The organism is Microcoleus sp. Pol11C3 (assembly GCF_036701485.1).
Lineage (GTDB): Bacteria > Cyanobacteriota > Cyanobacteriia > Cyanobacteriales > Microcoleaceae > Microcoleus.
In genome coordinates, this window is the sequence record NZ_JAUBQW010000005.1 from 54,269 (window position 1) to 75,053 (window position 20,785).

Below are 20,785 nucleotides of genomic sequence, written 5' to 3' on the forward strand. Positions count from 1 at the left end.
GATTCCGTTAGTAAAGTAAATTTTTATCGCTTTTTATCCCTGACAGCTAACCTTCAGCCATACGATCGGCTATATTGTATTTGGAAGTACATTAATTTGTCCGCAAAGCGGTCTAGTCCCATCGCCATCGGTCGCGCTAGCTTCTGAATAAACGTAGTCCGCTGTCAATAACAGCAAGGAAGTGTGGAATCATGTCCAAAATTTTAGTAGTGGACGACGTTAAGAGCGAACTAGAAATCATCTGCCGCATTCTTCAAGATGCCGGATTGGATGTGATCCGGGCAGGTGACGGCGAAGAAGCGATCGCCATGATCCGCAAAACCCCTCCAGCTTTGGTCGTTTTAGATGTAGTGATGCCACGAATGAACGGGTTTGAAGTGATCAGAGAATTGCGGGGCGATCGCGCAACTGCCAAATTGCCCGTAGTATTTTGTACTCATAAAAACACCGAGATCGATAAAGCTTGGGGAACTGATTTAGGCGCCGACGCTTATGTCAGCAAACCCTTTGAACCTCAGCAACTCGTAAACATCGTGCAGCGCCTGCTATCTGCGTAAACAAAATATAAAGTGCTCGGCAGCGTTCCCAAAAATATTATACCGACAAACCCCGTTTTTTTAAAGAAACTGGGTTTTTGAATTCCATAAAAGTTTTATATTTAATGATAGCAACCTGCTTATTTGCCCAGCCGCGATTTATTTAACAGAAACATTTGACGCAGCAAAACAGATCCAGAAAAACTAGATTGGCGATCGACTTTAGGGTCAAAGCAAAATTCTAATTTGTAAGCTACACTATAAATTAAAAATAAGCCATGAAAATAAATGCTCCCCCCGCTGGGGGCAATCAGACAAGTATAACAAAGCAATTTCTCCTGTTCGGTCAAGGAGGCAGTCTGTTCGCCATAGAATTAGAGGCAGTGCGGGAAGTCCTTTCCCTCAAGGAACAACCGATTTCTCTGGTTCCCAACACCCTGCCATTTTTGCTGGGATTAACTAACTTGCGGGGCGAAATCTTAGCAGCAGCAGACTTCGGACTGTTCGTCGGTATTGAGTCGGTTGACATCTACCACCCAAACAGCCGCATCTTAGTTGTAGAAGCGCCCGATCCGCGAGACGTGAGATTGTTGTCGAGAATCCGCCTGGGATTAGCCGTCTCCCGCGTCGAAGGAGTTTTACCTCTCCATCCCGATCGCATTGTCTCAGCACTAGATGTGAGTCCCGACCTAGCTCCCTTCTTAAAAGGTCTGTACAATGCCGAAGGACGCTTGCTAATGATTGTGGATGTAGAAGCGATCGCCCATTCCGAACGCTGGTAATTAAACAGTTGAGAGTTGACAGTTGAGAGTTGAAAAAGGAAGAATATGGAGTAAATCTAAAATCTAAAATCTACTGAGTTACCAACTATAAATTTTCTCATGAAACTTCTCTATACCTGGATCGCAACGACTTTCACCCTGACATTGCCTGACTTCTCCCCATCGCTGGTAGCTGGGGCTGCTAATGTCATCATTTCTGGATGTTACTTTGCCATCGCTTGGCTAATCAGCTTAGCTATGTGGCGAAACCGTCAATTCGGGTTCGACATCTTCGCCACAGTCACAGCAGGCATATTTTGGAGCTGCGCTTTCGGCCACAGCGGCCACGCTGCCGAATACCTAGGACTGCCGCACTCTGCGGTAGTGCAAACTGTGTTCGATTGGATCACTGTAATTGCGGCGATCGCTTTTTTGAGTTTGTCCAACCGCTACGGCTTCTTAGTAGGTTCCACCCGCATCCTTAACGCTAAAAAACAAACAGAACAAGCGCTGAGCGAAACAACCCAGCGATTTCACGCAATCTTTGACCAAGCTTTTCAAGCGATCGCATTATTGGAGGCAGACGGTACTCTGATCGAAGCCAATCAGACAGCGCTAAAATTGGGAGATTTCCCAGCATCAGAAGTGCAGGGGCTGAAATTTTGGCTGACACCAGGGTGGGCATCATCCCCAACCAACCAGCAGCGCCTAAAAACGAACATTAAACAAGTTTCTGCCGGGAATTTTGTCCGGGAAGAATACGAAATTACCGGAGCTAACAACCAGGTAACAGTAATTGACTTGTCATTTAAGCCACTGTTAAATGCAACAGGAGAAGTATTTCAAATCCTCGCAGAAGGCCGGGAGATTACCAAGCGCAAACAAGCCGAATTCGCATTGCAGCAGCTAAGTGCAGAACTAGAGCAGCGAGTGAATGAAAGAACCGAGCAGATCCTGCAAACTAACGCACAATTGGAACAGGAAATTCGCGATCGCACCGCAGTCCAAGAGCAATTAAAAGCCTCAGAACAATTCTTAAACAACATCCTCAACGCCATCCCAGACCCGATTTACGTCAAAGACGAACAGCACCGCTGGTTAACATTAAACGATGCCTTTTGTCAATCCCTGGGTCGCAGCAGATCAGAACTAATTGGCAAATCCTACGATCAGTTTTTGCCCAAAGAGGAAGCAGAGATATATCGAGAAAAAGACGAATTAGTTTTTTTGACAAATAGCAGCAGCGAAATCCAAAAAACCCTCACAGACCCAGCAGGAAATACCCACTTTTTCTCCGCCAAAAAATCAACATTTGTAGATGCCTACGGCAGGAAAGTCCTCGTTTGCGCCATGAGAGATATCACCAAGCGCTTGCAAATGGAAGAACAACTGCGGCACACACTCACAGAAGCAGAAAGCTCCCAAAACTTGCTCCGCACAGTCATTGACGCTACCCCAGACTGCATCTTCGTCAAAGACCAAAACTTGCGCTACACCCTAGTCAATGAAGGTTTCGCCGCCGCCTTCGGCAAAACTCAAGCAGAAATTATCGGCAAAGACGACGCAGAAATCGGCATATCGGTTGATGACATCTTCCCCAACTTCCACGCCGAAACCGATTCCCAAAACCAAATCCAAAACTTCCGGGCCGACAAGCACCTCGCGCCGGGCTCCAGCGACTTAGGCACCTTAGCCGACGGCAAAGTACACACCTTCGACACCCAGAAATTGCCCCTCAAAGATGCAGAAGGCAACATTTTAGGAATGCTCGGCTTGGCGCGCGACATCACACAGCGCCGCAAATCTGAAGAAGAACTATTGCGGTTCAAAGCAATTTTAGAAACTACAACAGACTGGGTAGGCATCGCCGACACCCAACAGCGCACCATTTATCTCAACCGCGCAGCCAGAGAAATGTTGAGAGTTGGCGAGGACTCAGATTTAGCCGCAGTCAGCATTTCCGACCTAACATCGCCCAAAAGTATCGACACTATTATCAACGTCGGCATCCCCGCAGCTTGCCGGGACGGGGCGTGGAGTGGCGAGACAATTTGGCAAACTTTAGACGGCAAAGAAATACCAGTTTCTCAAGTAATTATTGCCCATAAATCCGAGAATTCAGAAGTTGAATTTGTCTCAACGATCGCCCGCAACATTACAGAACGCAAACGCACAGAAGAAGCCTTGCAGCAGAACTTGCAAATGCTCGATCTTGCCAGCGATGCCTTGATCGTTCGGGATATGAATGGCACGATTAATTATTGGAGTCAGGGAGCCGAACGGATGTACGGCTGGACAAAAAAAGAAGCCTTGGGGAAACTTACCCATACTCTATTGCATAGCATTTTCCCCCAGCCTTTAGCAGCTATTTCGGCACAATTAGAAGAGCAAGATTATTGGGAAGGAGAATTAATTCACACTACCAATTCGGATACCAAAATCACCGTATTCAGTCGCTGGAATTTGCAGCGAGACGAACAGGGAAAACCCAAAGCAATTTTAGAAACCAACAAGGATATCACTGCGCGCAAGCAAGCCAAAATCGAAAAGAAAAGATTGATTGCGATCGTAGAAAGTAGTTCGGATTTTATCGGTACGGCAACCCTGGAGGGAGAGGCAACATACCTGAATCCCGCTGGAATGAAACTCGTAGAATTGCCAAATATTGAAGAAGTCAAAAGCAAAAGTGTTTATGACTTCTTCTCATCAGAAGATGCTAAAACCTTAAAAGAAGAAATCCTCCCGGCTACTGTGCGAGACGGTTTTTGGCAGGGCGAATTCCGCTTGAGGAACTTTCAAACCGGTGAAGACTTTCCGGTTGACTTCACCCTATTTACCGTCAAACACCCAGAAACCGGCGAGCCTATGGGCCTAGCTACAGTTACTCGCGACATCAGCGATCGCAAACGTGCACAAGAGATGCTGCGCGATCGCGAAAGACTATTCCGAGCCATTTTCGACCAATCGTTCCAATTCATAGGTCTGCTCAAACCGGACGGCACCGTTTTGGAAGCCAACCAAACAGCCCTGGCCGCCGCAGGCCTGCGGAGCGAAGAAATAATAGGCACTCCGTTTTCCGAAACCCTGTGGTGGCAGATTTCCCCGGAAACCAAGCAACAGATACGAGAAGCGATCGCCCTCGCCGCAGCCGGCGAGGTAGTCCGTTACGAAGTGGATGTGCTAGTTGCCAACGGTGCAGTAGCAACCGTTGACTTCTCGATCAAGCCGATCGTAGACGACAGTGGCAAAGTCTTGATGCTAATTCCAGAAGGCCGCGACATTAGCGATCGCAAAGCCCTAGAACGAGAATTAGTTTTGCGTCAAAGTCGCTTTGACGCATTTTTCGCAGCCGCCCCCACCTCAATGTGTATTTTTGACCAGCAGTTGCGCTTCGTGCAAGTCAACGAGAAATTAGCGGAAACCACCGGCTTCTCAGTTGCCGAACACCTCGGTAAGACGCTGAGGGAAGTTGTACCCGAAATGAGCGATAACCTAGACCCGCTGGTGCAGCAGGTTCTCGCCACCAACCAACCGTTGTTAAACCTTGAGGTGTCGGGCTCGCTCTTCCACGAACCGGGCGTCGTACGAGATTGGCTGGTGTCATACTTTCCTTTGCCCGGATCTGAGGGCAAACCCATCGGTATCGGGAGTGTGGCGATCGAAATTACCGATCGCAAAAAAGCAGAAGTAGAGCGCGATCGATTTTTTACCCTTTCCCTAGACTTGATTTGTATTATAGATTTTGAAGGCAAATTCAAGCGCATCAATCCGGCTTGGGTAACAACCCTCGGCTACAAGGCGCATGAAATCGAAGACAACTATTTTATCGATTTCGTCCATCCAGACGATCACGAATCAACCCTAGAAGAAGCGGCAAAAATAGCCACCGGCGTCGAAACAAAGTCTTTTGAAAATCGCTACCGCTGCAAAGACGGTTCCTACAAATGGCTGTCGTGGAAAGTGCGACCAGAAACCGAACAAAAGCTCATGTATGCAGTGGCTCGCGACGTTACCGAAAGCAAACACGCGATGGTGCAACTGGAAACAACAACAGCCCAATTAGCCAATTCCGAACAGCAATTTCGGCAACAAAGCAATCTCTTGCAACTGCTAATAAACAGCATTGGCGACGGCATAATTGCTGCCGACGAAAATAGCAATTTTATTTTGTTCAACCCCGCCGCCCAAGATATGTTTGGCATGGGTGCGACAGATGCTGTTCTCAACGAATGGTCGGCAAAATACGGTTTATTCTTGCCTGATACCGTAACTCCCTATCCCCCAGCCGAAATACCTTTAGCGCGCACGGTTCGAGGAGAAGCCGTTGACGAAGTAGACCTTTTCACCCGCCACGCAGGGAAGCCAGAGGGCCTGTGGGTGAAAGTTAACGGCCGGCCGCTCAAAGACGAAACGGGGGCACTTAAAGGCGGCGTAGTCGTTTGCCGCAACGTCACCGAACAAAGAGCATCCCAGGAGCGAATGCAGCAGTTGGCAGAGACACAGGAACGCTTGCTGCAAGAACTCAAAACGCGGCAAAATGCCCTAGACGAATCGGCGATCGTCAGCGAAACTGATCTCCAAGGCATGATTAGCTACGTCAACGACAGATTCATTGAAATCTCCGGTTACAGCATGGGAGAACTCCTGCACCGCAACCACCGCCTCGTCAATTCCGGCTACCATCCCAAATCATTTTTTGAAGAAATGTGGGTGACACTTTCTCGCGGTTTGGTGTGGAAAGGGGAAGTCAAAAATCGACGCAAAGATGGCTCGTTTTACTGGGTAGATTCGACGATATCTCCCATTTTTGATACCACCGGCACAATAATTAAATATATCGCCATTCGCTTTGACATCACCGAGCGCAAAGAAGCAGAAGAACGACTAGAAAAATTGGCAGCAGAACGTAAAGCTGAAGCTGATTCTCTGACGCAGCAAGTCCTTAAATTGTTGGGAGAAATTAAAGGGGCGGCTCAAGGCGACTTGACAGTCAGGGCGGAAGTGACTAACGACGTTTTAGGTGCTGTCGCCGACTCTTTCAACTTCTTAATCGGTTCTCTGCGGAAAGTGGTAACGGGAATTCAAACTTTAGCTGAACAGGTAACATCTGCCACCGACGAGTCAATTAACAATACCAGTCAACTCACCCAACAGGCAGAAATTCAAGCAGCAAAAATATCTGCCATCATGCGCGAAATCGAGCGGATTGTGAATTCGATCCGCGACGTGCGGGATGTTTCAGTGCGCGCTGAAACCGTCGCCCAGCAGTCTTCTCACACGGCTGAAGTCGGCGGTATGGCTGTCGATCGAGCTGTCGAAGGCATTAACGGGCTCCGGTTGACGATCGCCTCTACCTCGAAAATGATGAAGCGTTTGGGCGAATCTTCGCAGCAAATTGGCAAAATTGTGACTTCGATTTCTCAACTTGCTTCGCAAACTAATTTATTAGCTCTGAATGCTACTATTGAGGCGGCGCGAGCCGGCGAACAAGGTTTAGGCTTTGCAGTTGTCGCCGAAGAAGTGCGGAAATTAGCAGAAAGATCCGCCGGCGCTACTGAGGAAATCTCCGAAATTGTCGGTACAATTCAAGAAGAAATCAGCCGCGTGATGAAGGCAATGGAATCGGGGACGCTGGAGGTAGTGGAAGGCACTAAGCTGGCAAGCGAAGCTAAAACTCACCTCAATGCCATCATCGAAGTTAGTCGAGAAATGAATGCTTTGGTGCAGAATATTACTCGCGCATCTGCCAAGCAAACTGTTTCGGCTGAGGAAGTTTCTAACAGTATGCAGCAAGTCAACGAGATTGCTAATACGACCGCACAAAAAGGTGCGGATGTCAAGGCTTCTTTGGACGAGCTGTCTGGTTCTCTGGGCCAATTGCAAAAGTCGGTGGCAAATTTCCGCAGTTAGTTCAGTTGACAGTTGACGTAAGTGTTCAGGGGGGGTACGAAGTTAATAGGGTTTGGGACACTATTAAACCCCTAAGTTTGAACTTAGGAGGCTAAGTCAAGTGATTTTATCGCCTGAAACCCTTATTCTCTCGTTACCCCCCTGAACACTTACCAGTTGACAGTTGACAGTTGACTGTTGACAGTTGACAGTTATACGACTCACTAATAACTATCGTTGTTGTCGGGGCGGGTTGACAAATATCCTGAATGCGAATTTATAGATAATCGTGAACCCACCCGGGCAACAATTACAGTTAAATAACGGGACATCATATATAAAAAAACTGCCAACAGTTAACAGTCAACAGTCAACAGTCAACAGTCAACAGTCAACAGTCAACAGACAACAGACTAATATGAATGATGACGATTTAAACGAATTAATAGATGCTTTTACCGCAGAATGCGAAGAGTTTCTTCAGTTAATGGAGACGAATCTGCTGGCGATGGAAGCTGCGGGTTTGAAAGAGCGACAAGCGGCAGTTAAAGAAATGTTTCGGGCGGCTCACTCGATTAAAGGTGCGGGTTCGATGTTGGGCTTTCAAAACGTATCGGCGGCGGCTCACACGCTGGAGGACTGTTTTGTCATTTTGCGCGATCGCACAGACTTGTCGGCTCTGGAACCGACTACTGTCACTGTTTTGCTGCAAGGGGTGGATGCTCTCAAAAAGATTACGATCGAATCAGTTCAACACTCGGATGTCACCACTCCGGATCAAACGGAAAACTTGGAGGCGATCGCCCAAATTTTCGCTCAGTTCCAGGCTAAGTACGGCAAGTCAGAACAGTTGCCACCCCCCGCAGCCAGCCAATCGGCAGCCCCGGAAACCCTGAAACTGATTTTTGAACACGATTTACTCCCACTCTTCAATCGCCTGGAAACCGAGATTTCTCAAGCTTCTGAGGCAGATTTGGCAAAAAGCGTGACCGCCCTCAACCAGGTTTACTATCAACTCTCCGGTTTGGCTGGAATGCTGCAATTGCCGGATTTTGGGAAAGTCGCCCAACCCCTGAGAGATTTGATTGACTCTCCAGACTTGACTCTACAACGGTTGCAATCCGAGGGTTGGACGATCGCCCAAAACTTGCAAACCGCACGCCAACAAATATTGGAAGGAAAGGCGATCGAAGTCCCCAAAATCTCCCCGTCCCCCACTCCCCCTCCCTCCCCGTCCCCCAGTCCCCCCGAAATCCCAGCCTCCCCCACACTTCCAGCCTCCCCCTCTCCCCCAGCCCCCAGCGCGCAAAGGCCGACAATTCGCGTAGACTTAGAACGCTTAACTGAATTGGTGAATCTAGTCGGAGAATTAGTCATCAACCGTACAAATTTAGAACTTCAAGAATCCGAGCTGCGCGGCGAAGTCAAGCGCATCCGGCGCAGTATCATAGATTTGAACCAATTCGGCGGTCAGTTGCGAGAAGAATACGACAGACTGAGTTTTGCAGAGTGGAGAGGGGGAAACGGGAACTCTGGATTGGGAAAACTTGCTGCTGCAGAAACAGAATTCCCCATGATTGCTAACGGCAAATCCTCTCCGGTTCATGCTCACTTCGATATCTTAGAGATGGATCGTTATACAGAGTTCCACTCGACAGCCACAGAAGTCATCGAAACTGCCCAAGCAATTTCTCAATCCGCCACCAAATTAGACACCTTAGCCATGAAATTCGAGCGCAGTACCGACCAACTGCGCCGCATTACCGAACAACTACGCAGCCGCGTCATGCAGTTGCGAGTCGTGAGTTTCAGTCGCGCCGTCGATCACTTGCCCAGAGCGCTTCGGGAGATGTGTCTCACATACGATAAGGAGGTCAACCTGCTGCTAGTGGGAAGAGATACCAAAATTGACGAAAGTTTGCTGGATGCTTTGCGCGACCCCTTAATACACTTAGTGAGAAACGCTTTCGACCACGGCATCGAAATGCCCGAAGTTCGGCAAGCAAGCGGCAAGCCCGCCAGCGGTCAAATAGAAATAGAAGCGCGCCACCAAGGCGGCCAAACTATTATTACTGTCGCCGATGACGGCAAAGGCATTGACCCGGAAATGATTCGCCGTAAAGTTGTCACAAAGGGTTTGGCTACGGAGGAACAAGCTCAAGAATTTTCCATTGCCGAACTCTACGATTTTCTGTTTTGGCCGGGTTTCAGCACTACAGAAGGGGTCAGCGACCTTTCGGGGCGGGGAGTCGGGCTCGACGTGGTGCGAACAAATTTGCGGACTGTGCGGGGGACTGTGAAGGTAGACTCTCGCCTGGGAAAAGGTACGAGTTTTATCATCAAACTGCCGCTGCTGCTGTCGATTACTGATGCACTGATGGTGAGGACAGATCACAATAAAATAGCAGTGCCGCTGGATGCAGTCGAGGAAATTCTGCACATTAAAGCCTCGGAAGTTCACATCGCCGGCAATCAGCCGATGCTGTGGTGGCGAGAGGAATTTATTCGTTTGGTGAGGATGCAAGATTTGCTCGAATACAGCGTCCTCCCGCCGGATGCCCCCTCTCCTGACCCTTTGGCCCAAGACGAAATTCCCGTCCTGGTTTTGGCTTCTACCGAAGGAATGCTGGCGGTGGCAGTGGAACGGCTGATTGGCCAGCAGGAAATTGTGGTTAAACCTTTGCCACCGCCTCTATCCAAGCCTCGCGGGATTTTGGGGAGTACAATTTTGGGAGACGGGCGCGTGGTGAATATTCTGGATGTGGACGATTTGGTGGGCCAACCTGTGGCAAATAGTTCGATCGCCGAGATGTCCGGTAAAGTGCAGGAGATACCGCCGAGTTCGAGTCAGTCACCGCAGATTTTGATAGTGGACGATTCCTATACAATTCGGCAGTTGCTGTCTCTGACGCTGACTCGTGCTCGCTACCGGGTGGTACAGGCTAAAGACGGCGTAGATGCCCTGGAAAAGTTGCAAAATGGTCTTGATTGCAGTTTGGCGATCGTGGATATTGAAATGCCTCGGATGGATGGATTTGAATTCTTGCGAGCGATCAGATTGACCGAGCGGTTTGCTAAGATTCCCGTAGCCATGCTGACATCCCGCAGCGGCGAAAAACATCGGCAAATGGCAATGGAATTAGGCGCAAATCAATATTTCACCAAACCTTACAGCGAAGCCCAACTTTTACAAGCTATCCCCAAATTAATCCACCACTCAATAATTTAATCCACAATCTCAAATTTCCCATCAAATAATCCCTAATCTCAAACACAACTTAGGCAAAAAGTAATTGAATACGCAAATTCTAGTGGGAAGCTACGCAGCCGACTCACCTATTAAAATCCAATATCTAAAATCTAAAATCTAAAATCCAATAATATTCAATCCAATAATATTCACTCTAAAATCTAAAATCTAAAATCGCATGACTCACGCCAATTACAATCGCCGCTTTCGGAGCAAGAAACAAGCTACTGTTAGAATTGCCCCTAAAAAATTTGTTTCCTTTGAAATAGGGAATATTTACTATGCTGTTCCTATTGAACGAGTGGAGCGCATTGTTAAAAACTTTAATTCCTACGGCACTTTACCTAGCGGTAATAGTTTATTGCGGCATCAAGAAGAATTGATTACCATAATTAATTTATCCACAATATTTCCCAGCAGTCCGAGCATTTCTGAGTACAAATACCTGATTATTTGTACCTTAAATAAAAGCGATCGGTTGGGGATTCCCCTTCCTGATATGCCAAAAATTTTGGAAATTACCGAAGAAAGCTTCTGCGAGATTCCCGAATTGTACCGTCAACAGCAACTGCCTCCGGTAATAGAAAAGTTAATTCGCGCACCTGATGGTTCCGAAGTTTTTTATCTAAATTTTGATTTATTTAGCGAAATGTAGAGTGTGAACTTTTCGAGTTATTATACCATATAAATGGTATTTTTGCAAACAAAAAGTTATTGATTTATGAAAAAACTCACAATAATGTCGATCGCGCTACTAATTTTTGCAGGAACTCTCGGACTGCCGAAGGTGGGGCTGCAACTAAGTGCGATCGGGCAAATAGAAACACCCCAACCAATCCAAACACCGCAACCCATCCCAACACCCCAACCCATCCCAACACCGCAACCCATCCCAACACCTCAACCACAAACACCCCAACCAATCCAAGCACCCCAACAAATCCAAACACCCCCAATACAAACACCCCAACCAAAAGCAAACGACCCCAAAAAACTCGGCTACGTCTCCCCAGAATTTGCCGAAAATTTCTCCCAGCAACAAATCGACCAAATCAACGCCAACGTCGAAACGCTGCTGCTAACTCAAAGCTGCTCCCGCTGCGACCTCCGAGCCGTAAAATTAGTTAACATTAACTTAAAAAATCCCATCCTTACAGGATCAGATTTATCAGATGCCAACCTCAGCGGTAGTCGCTTCGAGATCTCAGATTTTGTCAACACCAATCTAGCTCGCACAGACTTAAGCGGAGCCGAATTAGTAGGAGCGAGAATCAGCAACGCTAACCTCAGAAAAGCTAACTTGACAAAGACAAATTTAGACGGTGCAGACTTGCGATTTTCCGACTTGAGAGATGCCAATCTTTCCGATGCCAACCTCCGCAATGCTAATATAGATGGCGCTAGTATCGATCGAGCAAGTATGGCCGGCACCACAATGCCAGACGGCAGAAAAAATAATTAATAATAGAGGTAGTCTTATGTCGCCGATTAAACAACGCCTTCTCGAAGCGATCGAACGGACTCCTGAGCCACTTTTAGAGCAAACGCTGGCATTTCTGGAATTTTTGACCAGTCGGACACAATCCGCGATCGCCCCAGACTTCGACTCAGATTTTGACTCAGATACCGACTCCAACGAGCAAATCCTCGCCGATCTGAAAGCCTCCCTCCACCAAGCCAAAGCGGGACAAACCTTTCCCATATCCGAACTCTGGGACGGTATCAATGTCTGATATGTCAGTCCAAGTCACATTCACGGTACTCTTCAAACGTCGCCTCAAAGGACTCGCTAAAAAGTATCGCCAAATTCAAACCGATATTCAGCCAGTCCTTGATGAGCTTATCCAAGGAAACTTCATAGGAAACCAGATTACAGGGACTTAATACACCGTTTACAAAGTCCGGGTAAAAACAGTGATGCCCAAGTTGGTAAGAGCGGCGGTTATCGCTTGATTTATCAAGTTGAATCACCGACTCAAGTTGTTTTACACCTGATTTACTCGAAATCAGAACAAGAAAATGTCTCCGCCAAGGAAATCCAAACTGCGATCGCAGAATACCAAGCGAACCCAGACGAATAAGCCATTTTTCCAATCTAAACGCTTGCCCTTCTTGCTCTTTGAGGCGCTCGCTGTCATCGTCAAAATCCGTGTCGTGCCTTCCTTCAATTCTATTCAAACAGCCAAAAACCTCTGAATCACCTCATCACTTAACTCGCTAGTGCTTCCAGAAGCCACAATCCCGCCTTTTTGCATAGCATAATACCAGTCAGCTTGCCGCACAAAATGCAAATGTTGCTCCACCAACAAAACAGAAATTCCCCTAGTGGCAACCACACGGCGCACCGCAGCTTCAATATCTAAAATAATCGAGGGTTGAATCCCCTCCGTCGGTTCATCCAAAACCAGCAATTTCGGCTCACCCATCAAAGCCCTAGCAATAGCTAACTGCTGCTGCTGTCCCCCGCTCAAATCACCTCCCAGGCGATCGAGCATAGTTTTCAAAACGGGAAATAACTCAAAAATTTCATCAGGAACTTCAGGATTTTTGATTTTGGTTGGTTTAGCTTCCAAACCTAACAATAGATTTTCTTTTACCGTCAAACGGGGAATAATTTCGCGTCCTTGAGGCACGTAACCAATGCCCATTTTAGCCCGCTGGTGAGTCAACTTAGAAGCAATAGATTCGCCACCAAAAGCAATAGTGCCACTGCGCGGTTGCAGCAACCCCATAATCGTTTTTAGCATAGTAGTTTTGCCCACACCATTGCGGCCGATCAAGCAAACCATTTGCCCTGCCATGACGCTTAAATCGACATCGCGCAAAATGTGACTTTCACCGTAATAAACATTCAAATTAGAAACTTGTAGCATAATTATTTACTGTTGACTGTTGACTGTTGACTGTTGACTGTTAACTGTTAACTGTTAACTGTTGACTAATAACTATTCTTCCGGTTTTCCCAAATATACCTCAATTACCCGATCGTCATTTTGCACCTCATCCATAGTCCCCTCGCACAAAACCGCACCCTGATGCAACACCGTCACCTGCCGCGCAATTTGCCGCACAAACTCCATATCGTGTTCAATTACCAACACCGAATGACTTTCGGCCAGCGAAATTAGCAACTCTCCAGTTAACATCGTTTCCTCATCCGTCAAACCCGCCACAGGTTCATCTACCAACAACAAATCAGGAGATTGAGCCACTAACATTCCAATTTCCAACCATTGCTTTTCCCCGTGAGAAAGCAAACCAGCCGAAACATCAGCTTTAGCAACTAAACCAATTGTTTCTAACAAACCGGAAACCGTGCGTTTTTCAGTAGCAGAAGCAGGCTTAAATAAAGTAGAAAAAACATTTTTATGGCGGCTGCAAGACAATTCCAAATTTTCGCGCGGCGTTAAATTCAAGTAAACTCGCGGCGTTTGAAACTTGCGACCAATTCCCAAGCGCGAAATCCTATCTTCCGACAACTTTCGCAAATTTTGTCCCTTAAATAATACCCTGCCCTCTGTCGGCTGCACTTTCCCCGTAATCGAATCGAGAAAAGTTGTTTTCCCCGCACCGTTAGGGCCAATGATAACTCGCAGTTCGCCCGCATCCATGCTGAAATTTAAACCGTTGATAGCTTTAAAACCATCAAAACTAACAGTCAAGTTTTCTATTTCTAAGACTTTTCCATTCATAATTAGCAATTAACTCACTAATGAACAACAACCGATACCGCTTGTAGGTGCGGAGAGCAAATATCCTCCCTTACTACGCAGATTTTCTGCCCTTCCGTGGCACCAGCATTTCTCCTTTTTGCTGGCAGTTTACTCTCAAGTAAAACTGCTAGAACTGCTCGACATTGGAGGCGGAGCTGCTGCTAAAATGCGTTCAGCTAACTTCGAGAGTGGCAAACTTTGCACATATACTTTACCAGGCCCAGTCATCTTTGCCAAAAACAAGCCTTCACCTCCAAATAAAGCATTTCTAAACCCGCCAACAAATTGAATGTCGTAGTCTACTGTGGAGGCAAAAGCTACTAAACAGCCGGTGTCTACTCGTAACACTTCGCCAACGCCCAGATTTTTCTCAACTATTGTTCCTCCCGCATGAACAAAAGCTAGCCCGTCACCCTGCAATTTTTGCAGAATAAAACCTTCTCCGCCAAAGAAACCGGCACCGAGCCGCTTGGTAAAAGCTACCTCAATTTCAATGCCGTTGGCCGCACAGAGAAATGAGTCTTTTTGACACAAAAATTTACCGCCAAGTTGGCCTAAATCTAGGGGAATTACTTTACCTGGGTATGGGGCGGCAAAAGCTACGCGGGCCTTGCGATTTCCGGCGTTGACAAAGGTGGTAATGAAAAAACCCGCTCCTGTCAGCATTCGTTTGAAACCTTGAAATAAGCCGCCGCCTGTGGATGTTTGCATTTGGATGTCGCCTTCCATGTATGTCATGGTTCCAGCTTCAGCCCTGACGCCTTCTCTGGGGTCGAGTTCAATCTCGATGAGTTGCAAATCGTCGCCGTAGATTTTGTAGTCGATAATATCTGCCATCTGTTTTTCCTCAATTTAAAGGACGAAGCTGCTTGCTACTGATATCTAAGAATCGTGAATTAAATGATTTGCATAAGCCTGTGGGATGGGCGTCTCGCCCGTCTATAAGGGACGGGCGAGACGCTCATCCCACAAGAACAATTAAAATTGCAGGTTATTTAATTCTCATTCCTAAGTAGGTGGACATATATATTGCATCTTCTCATAGAAAAACGCAGCTTTTCCCAAGTCTATGGCGATTACTTCGTTCCTCGCTGCCTGGTGACATTGATTTGTGTCAACCTCCTTCTAAATTACACAATATTTTTCCACTCAATGTTCAAGTTCTTCTTTTTCGCGCTGCACTTGGGGGTCTTGTTCCAGGCTGGGGTAAGTAGATACGTACTTCGGTCTTCTGAACAAGCTGCGGATTTGGTCAAAACTTTGATGTTGCAGCCATCCGACTAAGCCGTCGGGCAGCACTGTGACTACTATTAAGAATAGCGCGCCTTGGAAAAATAGCCACACTTCGGGAAATTGTTCGCTCAAGAAACTCTTGCCAAAGTTGACTAGCAGCGCTCCTAATATTGCTCCCGATAATGTGGCGCGACCTCCCACTGCTACCCAGATTACCATTTCAATTGAAAAGGCAATATCCATTGCTTTTGGGGAAATAATTCCGGTTTGTACGGTAAATAATGCGCCTGCAATCCCGGCTAAACCGGCGGAAATTGCAAAGACTAAAACTTTATATCCTGTGGGATTGTAACCTGAGAAACGCAGGCGCACTTCGTCGTCGCGAATTGCGACTAGCAGGCGGCCGAAACGCCCGCTGGTCAGCCACCGGCACAGGGCGTAAGTTGCTGCTAAAAATAGTATGGTGAGAATGTAAAAAATATATTGAGTATCTCGGTCATTTACTGTGGCTCCAAACAGGGTTTTAAAGTCGGTGAGTCCGTTGGTGCCGTTAATCAGTTTTTGCTGACCGTTAAAGAAGTTAAAAAATACAATGGTTGCTGCTTGGGTAAGAATTGAAAAGTAAACACCTCGAATTCGATTGCGGAATACTAAATAACCTAAAAGTGCGCCCAAGATGGCGGGGATGAGAACTACTGCTGCTGCTGATAAGGGAAATGAATAAAATGGTTGCCAAAACCAGGGGAGTTCGGTAACACCGTAGAGGTTCATAAATTCTGGCAATTGACTGCTGGCGGTTGGGGGAATTTGCAGTTTTAGGTGCATGGCGAAGGCGTAGCCGCCGATCGCAAAAAACACCCCATGCCCTAAACTAAGCAAACCTGTGTATCCCCAAATCAAGTCTATGCCGAGGGCTGCAATTGCTAGTGCTAAAAATCGCCCCAATTGATTGAGCCGAACGTCGGGGAGTATTCCTGGGATGAGTAAGATGAATGTAAGGGCGATCGCGCTGACAATTGCCACTTCTTTTAGCCAGGGTTTTTGATGTGTTTTCTGCATTTTTCGCTACACTCGCAGTTGTAATTTTTAATTTTCTACCGTCCGCCCTTTTTGCGGGAAAATCCCTCCCGGCTTCACTTGCAGAAAAGCCATAATTAAGGCGAATACCATTACTTTTGCCATGCTGGTTGTGGCGAAAAATGTGAAGAAGTCGGCTAAAGGCTTGATAGGAGCGAACATTAATGCTAAGGTTCCAGAACCGATCAGGTAATTGGCAGTGCCGATCGCGATCGCAGCAACTACAGTCCCCACAATCTTGCCGACACCGCCCACAACCACCACCATAAAGGTATCGACTATATAATTTTGTCCGGTATTTGACCCTACCGAACCGATCAAACTAATCGCGCACCCAGCGACACCTGCCAACCCCGAACCCAAAGCAAAAGTCAGCGCGTCTACTTGTTCGGTAGGAATTCCCAAACACGCACTCATGCTGCGATTTTGTGTCACGGATCTAATCCGCAATCCCCACACAGACTTTTGCAAAAATAGGTAAATTCCCGCCAAACAAATTCCGGTCAGAACAATAATAAAAATTCGGGCGTAGGGCAACTGAAAATTGCCCAGCGGTATGCCACCCCGCAACCATTTCGGTGCAGTTACGTCCACATTTTGAGCGCCAAACCAAGGTTGAGTTACTGCCAGTTTGTAAGTTTGCCCTAAAAAGGCGCTCACCGCCCAGGAAATACCCAAAGATAAAGGCAAAATTAGGGCGATAATTTTGTTGCGAATGCGCTCGAAATCCAGGCGAGATTTTAGCAACCGCAAACCGCCAAAAAACAGCAAACAAAACACCGCAATCGCAATTACCAGAACCCAACTGACGCTGCGGACAAACTGCTGCAAAATTAAACTTACACCCCAAGTTGCTAGCAGAGTTTCTAGTGGCCGCCCGTAAAGATAGCGAATCACTCCGCGTTCGAGAATTAATCCTACCAATGCAGCTACTAAAAAAGCTAGGGGAATTGCAAATAAAATATAGGTTTCAAATGCCAATCCTCCGATACCTTTGAAGACATTTTGCACCACGAAAGTTGTATAAGCCCCCAGCATCATCAGCTCGCCATGAGCCATATTAATCACGCCCATCAGCCCGAAAATAATCGCTAATCCCAGGGCTGCAATTAGTAAAACAGCGCCGATGCTAATGCCGTTAAATAAACCGTCCAATAAGCCCATCGCCACTTTGTATGCTCCTATTTTCTATCATATTTGGTGAATTATGTAATAGTAAGGTGGGCATTGCGCGCCCTAAAAACGCGGCTTTTTGTATAAAGGTAAGCTGGAACCTCAGCGCACCCACCGATGTGTTAGGTGAGCTATTAAATCGGGTAAAGGTACGAATGGTGCACCCTAAAGACGCGAGTTTTTGTATGAGGGGAAGGTGCGTCCTAAGCACCCGGAGCGACGTTTTAGGTGCGGAGTTATGTAAGGGTAAAGGTGCGCTACGCGCACCCCGAAAGAGTTGAAAATTTACTTAATTATGTACTCTTAAATTTGCCGCCTTTTTTGGGGTCAGACCAATCGCAAGCAAACCCTTTTGTTTCAGTTACAAACTGATTCCAAGGAATCGGCTTCACTGCTTCTGGTGTAGCAAAAGCGATGTTAAATAAACCGTCTTCTCTCACTTCGCCCAAGCGCACAAATTTAGAAATGTGGTGGTTGTTTTCCATCGTAACTTTGCCCTCCGGCGCGTCAAAGGTTTGACCCAAAGCTGCTGCCCGCACTTTTTCTAAATCGTCGGCTGTTCCTGCTTTCTCGACAGCTTGCTTCCACAGGTAAACCATGATGTAAGCTGCTTCCATCGGGTCATTTGTCACTCTATCTTTGCCGTATTTTGCCTTGAAAGCTTCCACAAATTTTGTATTAGCCGGAGATTCCACTGTCATGAAGTAATTCCAGGCGGCGTAATGGCCTTTAAGATATTCTACGCCGATCGCCTTTACTTCTTCTTCCGCAATACTGACAGACATTGACGGATATTTGTCCGGCCCCAAACCTGCACCCTGCAACTGTTTGAAGAATGCTACGTTACTGTCGCCGTTAAGAGAATTGAAAATGACGCCGCCGTCTGGCAAAGCTGCCTTAATTTTAGTAATAATTGGCGTGACTTCTGTCCCGCCCAAAGGAATGTAATCTTCCCCAACTAATTCGCCGCCTTTGGCTGCTAGCTGTGCCTTGATAATGGTATTTGCCGTGCGGGGAAAAACGTAGTCAGACCCGACTAAGAAGAATTTTTTGCCTTTATTTTCTAGCAGCCAGTCCACTGCTGGTTCGATTTGCTGGTTAGGCGCTGCCCCAGTGTAAAAGATATTCTTGGAACACTCTTGACCCTCGTATTGTACAGGATACCAGAGCATATGATTTTTTTCTTCAAATACTGGTAATACTGCTTTGCGGCTGGCGGATGTCCAGCAGCCGAAGACGGTGACAACTTTATCTTGGTCGATCAATTTTTTGGCTTTTTCGGCAAAAGTCGGCCAGTCTGAGTTGCCATCTTCTATTATTGCTTCGATTTGTTTGCCGAGGACACCGCCAGCTTTATTTATTTCTTCTATCGCTAATTGTTCGGCATCGACAACGCTTTTTTCGCTGATTGACATCGTGCCACTCAAGGAATGCAAAATTCCTACTTTGATCGTGTTTCCGCCCCCGGCTGCTGCTGGTGTAGTTCCTGTTGATGTGGGAGAAGCGACTGGAGTTGCTGTTGGAGTGGGAGTTCTACAAGCTTTGAGAAATAAACTTGATGTGAGGGTAGCAGAACCGTATAAAAGAAATTTCCGCCGATCAAATCGCTTTGTCATTTTTTCTTGTTACTCTTGAATAGATGAGTCAGATGATTGAGAATAATAACACATAGCGACTTGATATTAAGACTCGCTTCAGCAGACTGTTGTATTTTTAGCTACAAAACTTATTGTTTGTGACAAATTGAATGTTTTGTGGGGATTGAGGGCAACTGCAACAGAAACCGGGGCGGAAACCATGTTAGATTTTAGATTGACTGATGACATCAGGGTTGCGATCGCGGGCTTACCGGATTTTTTGGGAAAACCGGGTTTAAACACCAAAATACGTCTTTTCAGGAATTAGTGTGTAATTAGAAACCCGGTTTCTTTACATAAATTATCTTATTAATGATACCAGTTAGGTATAAACCGGGTCGATCGCACAAAATAGAAACCGGGTTTCTGGTTCTCCACAGATTATTAATGCTAGAACTTAAGCGGCAACCGGGTCGATCGCACACTCATAGGCGAGTATCAAAGCAGGTGACGATCGCACTTCGCTTTGAGTACGATCGTCACCTGTAGAAATGTCCCTGATTTATGGAGAATAGCGGACTCGAACCGCTGGCCTCTGCGGTGCGATCGCAGCGCTCTACCAACTGAGCTAATTCCCCTGATTGAGTTTTAATTTAGCATTTTAGATGCTGGATTGCCGAATCTAAAAGGCTTACAGGTCTTGCTTGCTCTAATGTTCGCAGACAGTCACCTACATTACCACGTAACTGCTAAAAACGTCAAGTGTTTTCCGCAGCCGGCTCAGTACGGACGATCGAGCAAAGTGCGGCCACTCTGTCCAACTCTAAATCAGCAAAATAGTCCACCGTCCAATTAGCTTGGCGCTGGATCATGTGAAACGGGTAAGTGTGAGTCACACCCGCTACCTGAATCCCCGCTTTTTTCGCCGCTTCAATCCCCGCAAAACTATCTTCTAGCGCCAAACACTCGATCGGTTGCAGGTTAAAGTCGGGATATTTCTGGTTGAGAAGTTCCACAGCCAATAGATAGCAATCGGGTGCTGGTTTGCTCGCCGTCAAGTCGTCGCCTGCGACAATTAACTCAAAGTTTGCTGCCAAACCGGCCCGATCTAACACCAATTCTATATCCGATCGCATTGCCCCGCTAACTACGGCCATTTTCAGTCCGGCGACCCGAATTTTGTCAATAAATTCTGCCAAACCCGGATAAATCGGCAGTTTCTCCAAAGTATCTATTTGAGCTTTGTAAGCTTCGGCCTTGCGCCGCAGCAGCCGATCGAGGTATGTTTCTGTCAGAAATCGTCCCCGGCGCTCCAGCAGTGCGGTAATGCAAGCGCGATTGCTCCTTCCCAAACAAACTTCTCGAACCTCCCCACGTTTGAGCTGGAGATTTTCATCGAGCATCAATCGATCAATTATTTTCTCGTGAATCGGCTCGTCATTAATAATAACGCCATTAAAATCAAATAAAACTGCTTTTAGAGTCATTAGTTATTAGTCATTAGTCATTAGTTATTAGTTATTAGTTATTATTCAGTCCGCGAAGGCGGACTTTGTTTGTGTTGCCCCGACTTCCA

Annotated in this window: 16 protein-coding genes and 1 tRNA gene; 8 read left to right on the forward strand and 9 right to left on the reverse strand. The window is 46.8% G+C overall.

What is annotated here, in order from left to right:
• The first annotated feature begins 191 nt into the window (after positions 1-191).
• The 7 genes from QUA40_RS02885 (at position 192) to QUA40_RS02915 (ending at position 12,169) form a co-directional block, all read left to right on the forward strand.
• Entirely contained in the window at positions 192-557 is a 366-nt protein-coding gene (locus QUA40_RS02885) for a response regulator (RefSeq protein ID WP_333121630.1), read from the forward strand.
• A gap of 257 nt (positions 558-814) precedes the next feature.
• Complete coding sequence (locus tag QUA40_RS02890; protein WP_333121632.1) at positions 815-1,318, forward strand: chemotaxis protein CheW; 504 nt, start codon at positions 815-817, stop codon at positions 1,316-1,318.
• A gap of 99 nt (positions 1,319-1,417) precedes the next feature.
• Positions 1,418-7,207, forward strand: a complete 5,790-nt coding sequence (locus QUA40_RS02895) for a PAS domain S-box protein (RefSeq protein ID WP_333121633.1) — start codon at positions 1,418-1,420, stop codon at positions 7,205-7,207.
• Between the two features lie 397 nt (positions 7,208-7,604).
• Positions 7,605-10,415, forward strand: coding sequence for a hybrid sensor histidine kinase/response regulator (locus QUA40_RS02900; RefSeq protein ID WP_333121634.1), 2,811 nt, complete (start codon positions 7,605-7,607; stop codon positions 10,413-10,415).
• A gap of 199 nt (positions 10,416-10,614) precedes the next feature.
• Entirely contained in the window at positions 10,615-11,091 is a 477-nt protein-coding gene (locus QUA40_RS02905) for a chemotaxis protein CheW (RefSeq protein WP_333121635.1), read from the forward strand.
• A 66-nt stretch (positions 11,092-11,157) separates the two neighbouring features.
• The gene (locus tag QUA40_RS02910) at positions 11,158-11,898 is read left to right on the forward strand and encodes a pentapeptide repeat-containing protein (RefSeq protein ID WP_333121636.1); all 741 of its coding nucleotides are present in this window, start codon (positions 11,158-11,160) and stop codon (positions 11,896-11,898) included.
• 16 nt (positions 11,899-11,914) lie between these two features.
• Positions 11,915-12,169: a hypothetical protein gene (locus tag QUA40_RS02915; protein WP_333036453.1), complete on the forward strand. Its 255-nt coding sequence runs from the start codon at positions 11,915-11,917 to the stop codon at positions 12,167-12,169.
• 4 nt (positions 12,170-12,173) lie between these two features.
• Here the strand turns inward: QUA40_RS02915 and QUA40_RS02920 are convergent, their stop codons facing one another.
• From QUA40_RS02920 to urtA, 7 genes are all read right to left on the reverse strand, one after another.
• Positions 12,174-12,614 carry a hypothetical protein gene (locus QUA40_RS02920; RefSeq protein ID WP_333121637.1) on the reverse strand — a complete coding sequence of 147 codons (441 nt, stop codon included), beginning with the start codon at positions 12,612-12,614 and terminating at the stop codon, positions 12,174-12,176.
• Entirely contained in the window at positions 12,611-13,309 is a 699-nt protein-coding gene (urtE, locus tag QUA40_RS02925) for an urea ABC transporter ATP-binding subunit UrtE (protein ID WP_333121639.1), read from the reverse strand. The genes QUA40_RS02920 and urtE overlap by 4 nt, the downstream gene beginning before the upstream one ends.
• 72 nt (positions 13,310-13,381) lie before the next feature.
• The gene (gene urtD, locus QUA40_RS02930) at positions 13,382-14,128 is read right to left on the reverse strand and encodes an urea ABC transporter ATP-binding protein UrtD (protein WP_333121640.1); all 747 of its coding nucleotides are present in this window, start codon (positions 14,126-14,128) and stop codon (positions 13,382-13,384) included.
• 135 nt (positions 14,129-14,263) lie between these two features.
• Positions 14,264-14,986 carry a TIGR00266 family protein gene (locus tag QUA40_RS02935; RefSeq protein WP_333121641.1) on the reverse strand — a complete coding sequence of 241 codons (723 nt, stop codon included), beginning with the start codon at positions 14,984-14,986 and terminating at the stop codon, positions 14,264-14,266.
• A 312-nt stretch (positions 14,987-15,298) separates the two neighbouring features.
• Positions 15,299-16,441: an urea ABC transporter permease subunit UrtC gene (urtC, locus tag QUA40_RS02940; protein WP_333121643.1), complete on the reverse strand. Its 1,143-nt coding sequence runs from the start codon at positions 16,439-16,441 to the stop codon at positions 15,299-15,301.
• A 27-nt stretch (positions 16,442-16,468) separates the two neighbouring features.
• Entirely contained in the window at positions 16,469-17,623 is a 1,155-nt protein-coding gene (locus tag QUA40_RS02945) for an ABC transporter permease subunit (protein ID WP_333121692.1), read from the reverse strand.
• Positions 17,624-17,925: 302 nt separating this feature from the next.
• Entirely contained in the window at positions 17,926-19,248 is a 1,323-nt protein-coding gene (gene urtA / locus QUA40_RS02950) for an urea ABC transporter substrate-binding protein (RefSeq protein WP_333121645.1), read from the reverse strand.
• A 333-nt stretch (positions 19,249-19,581) separates the two neighbouring features.
• Between urtA and QUA40_RS02955 the strand changes: the two genes are divergently transcribed.
• Positions 19,582-19,758 (forward strand): hypothetical protein, encoded by a 177-nt coding sequence (locus QUA40_RS02955; RefSeq protein WP_333121647.1) that lies wholly within the window; start codon positions 19,582-19,584, stop codon positions 19,756-19,758.
• A 16-nt stretch (positions 19,759-19,774) separates the two neighbouring features.
• On the opposite strand, the gene QUA40_RS02960 is transcribed toward QUA40_RS02955, so the two are convergent.
• A tRNA-Ala gene (locus QUA40_RS02960) sits at positions 19,775-19,847 on the reverse strand.
• A 120-nt stretch (positions 19,848-19,967) separates the two neighbouring features.
• Entirely contained in the window at positions 19,968-20,696 is a 729-nt protein-coding gene (locus QUA40_RS02965; RefSeq protein ID WP_333121649.1) for an HAD family phosphatase, read from the reverse strand.
• Between the last annotated feature and the right edge of the window lie 89 nt (positions 20,697-20,785).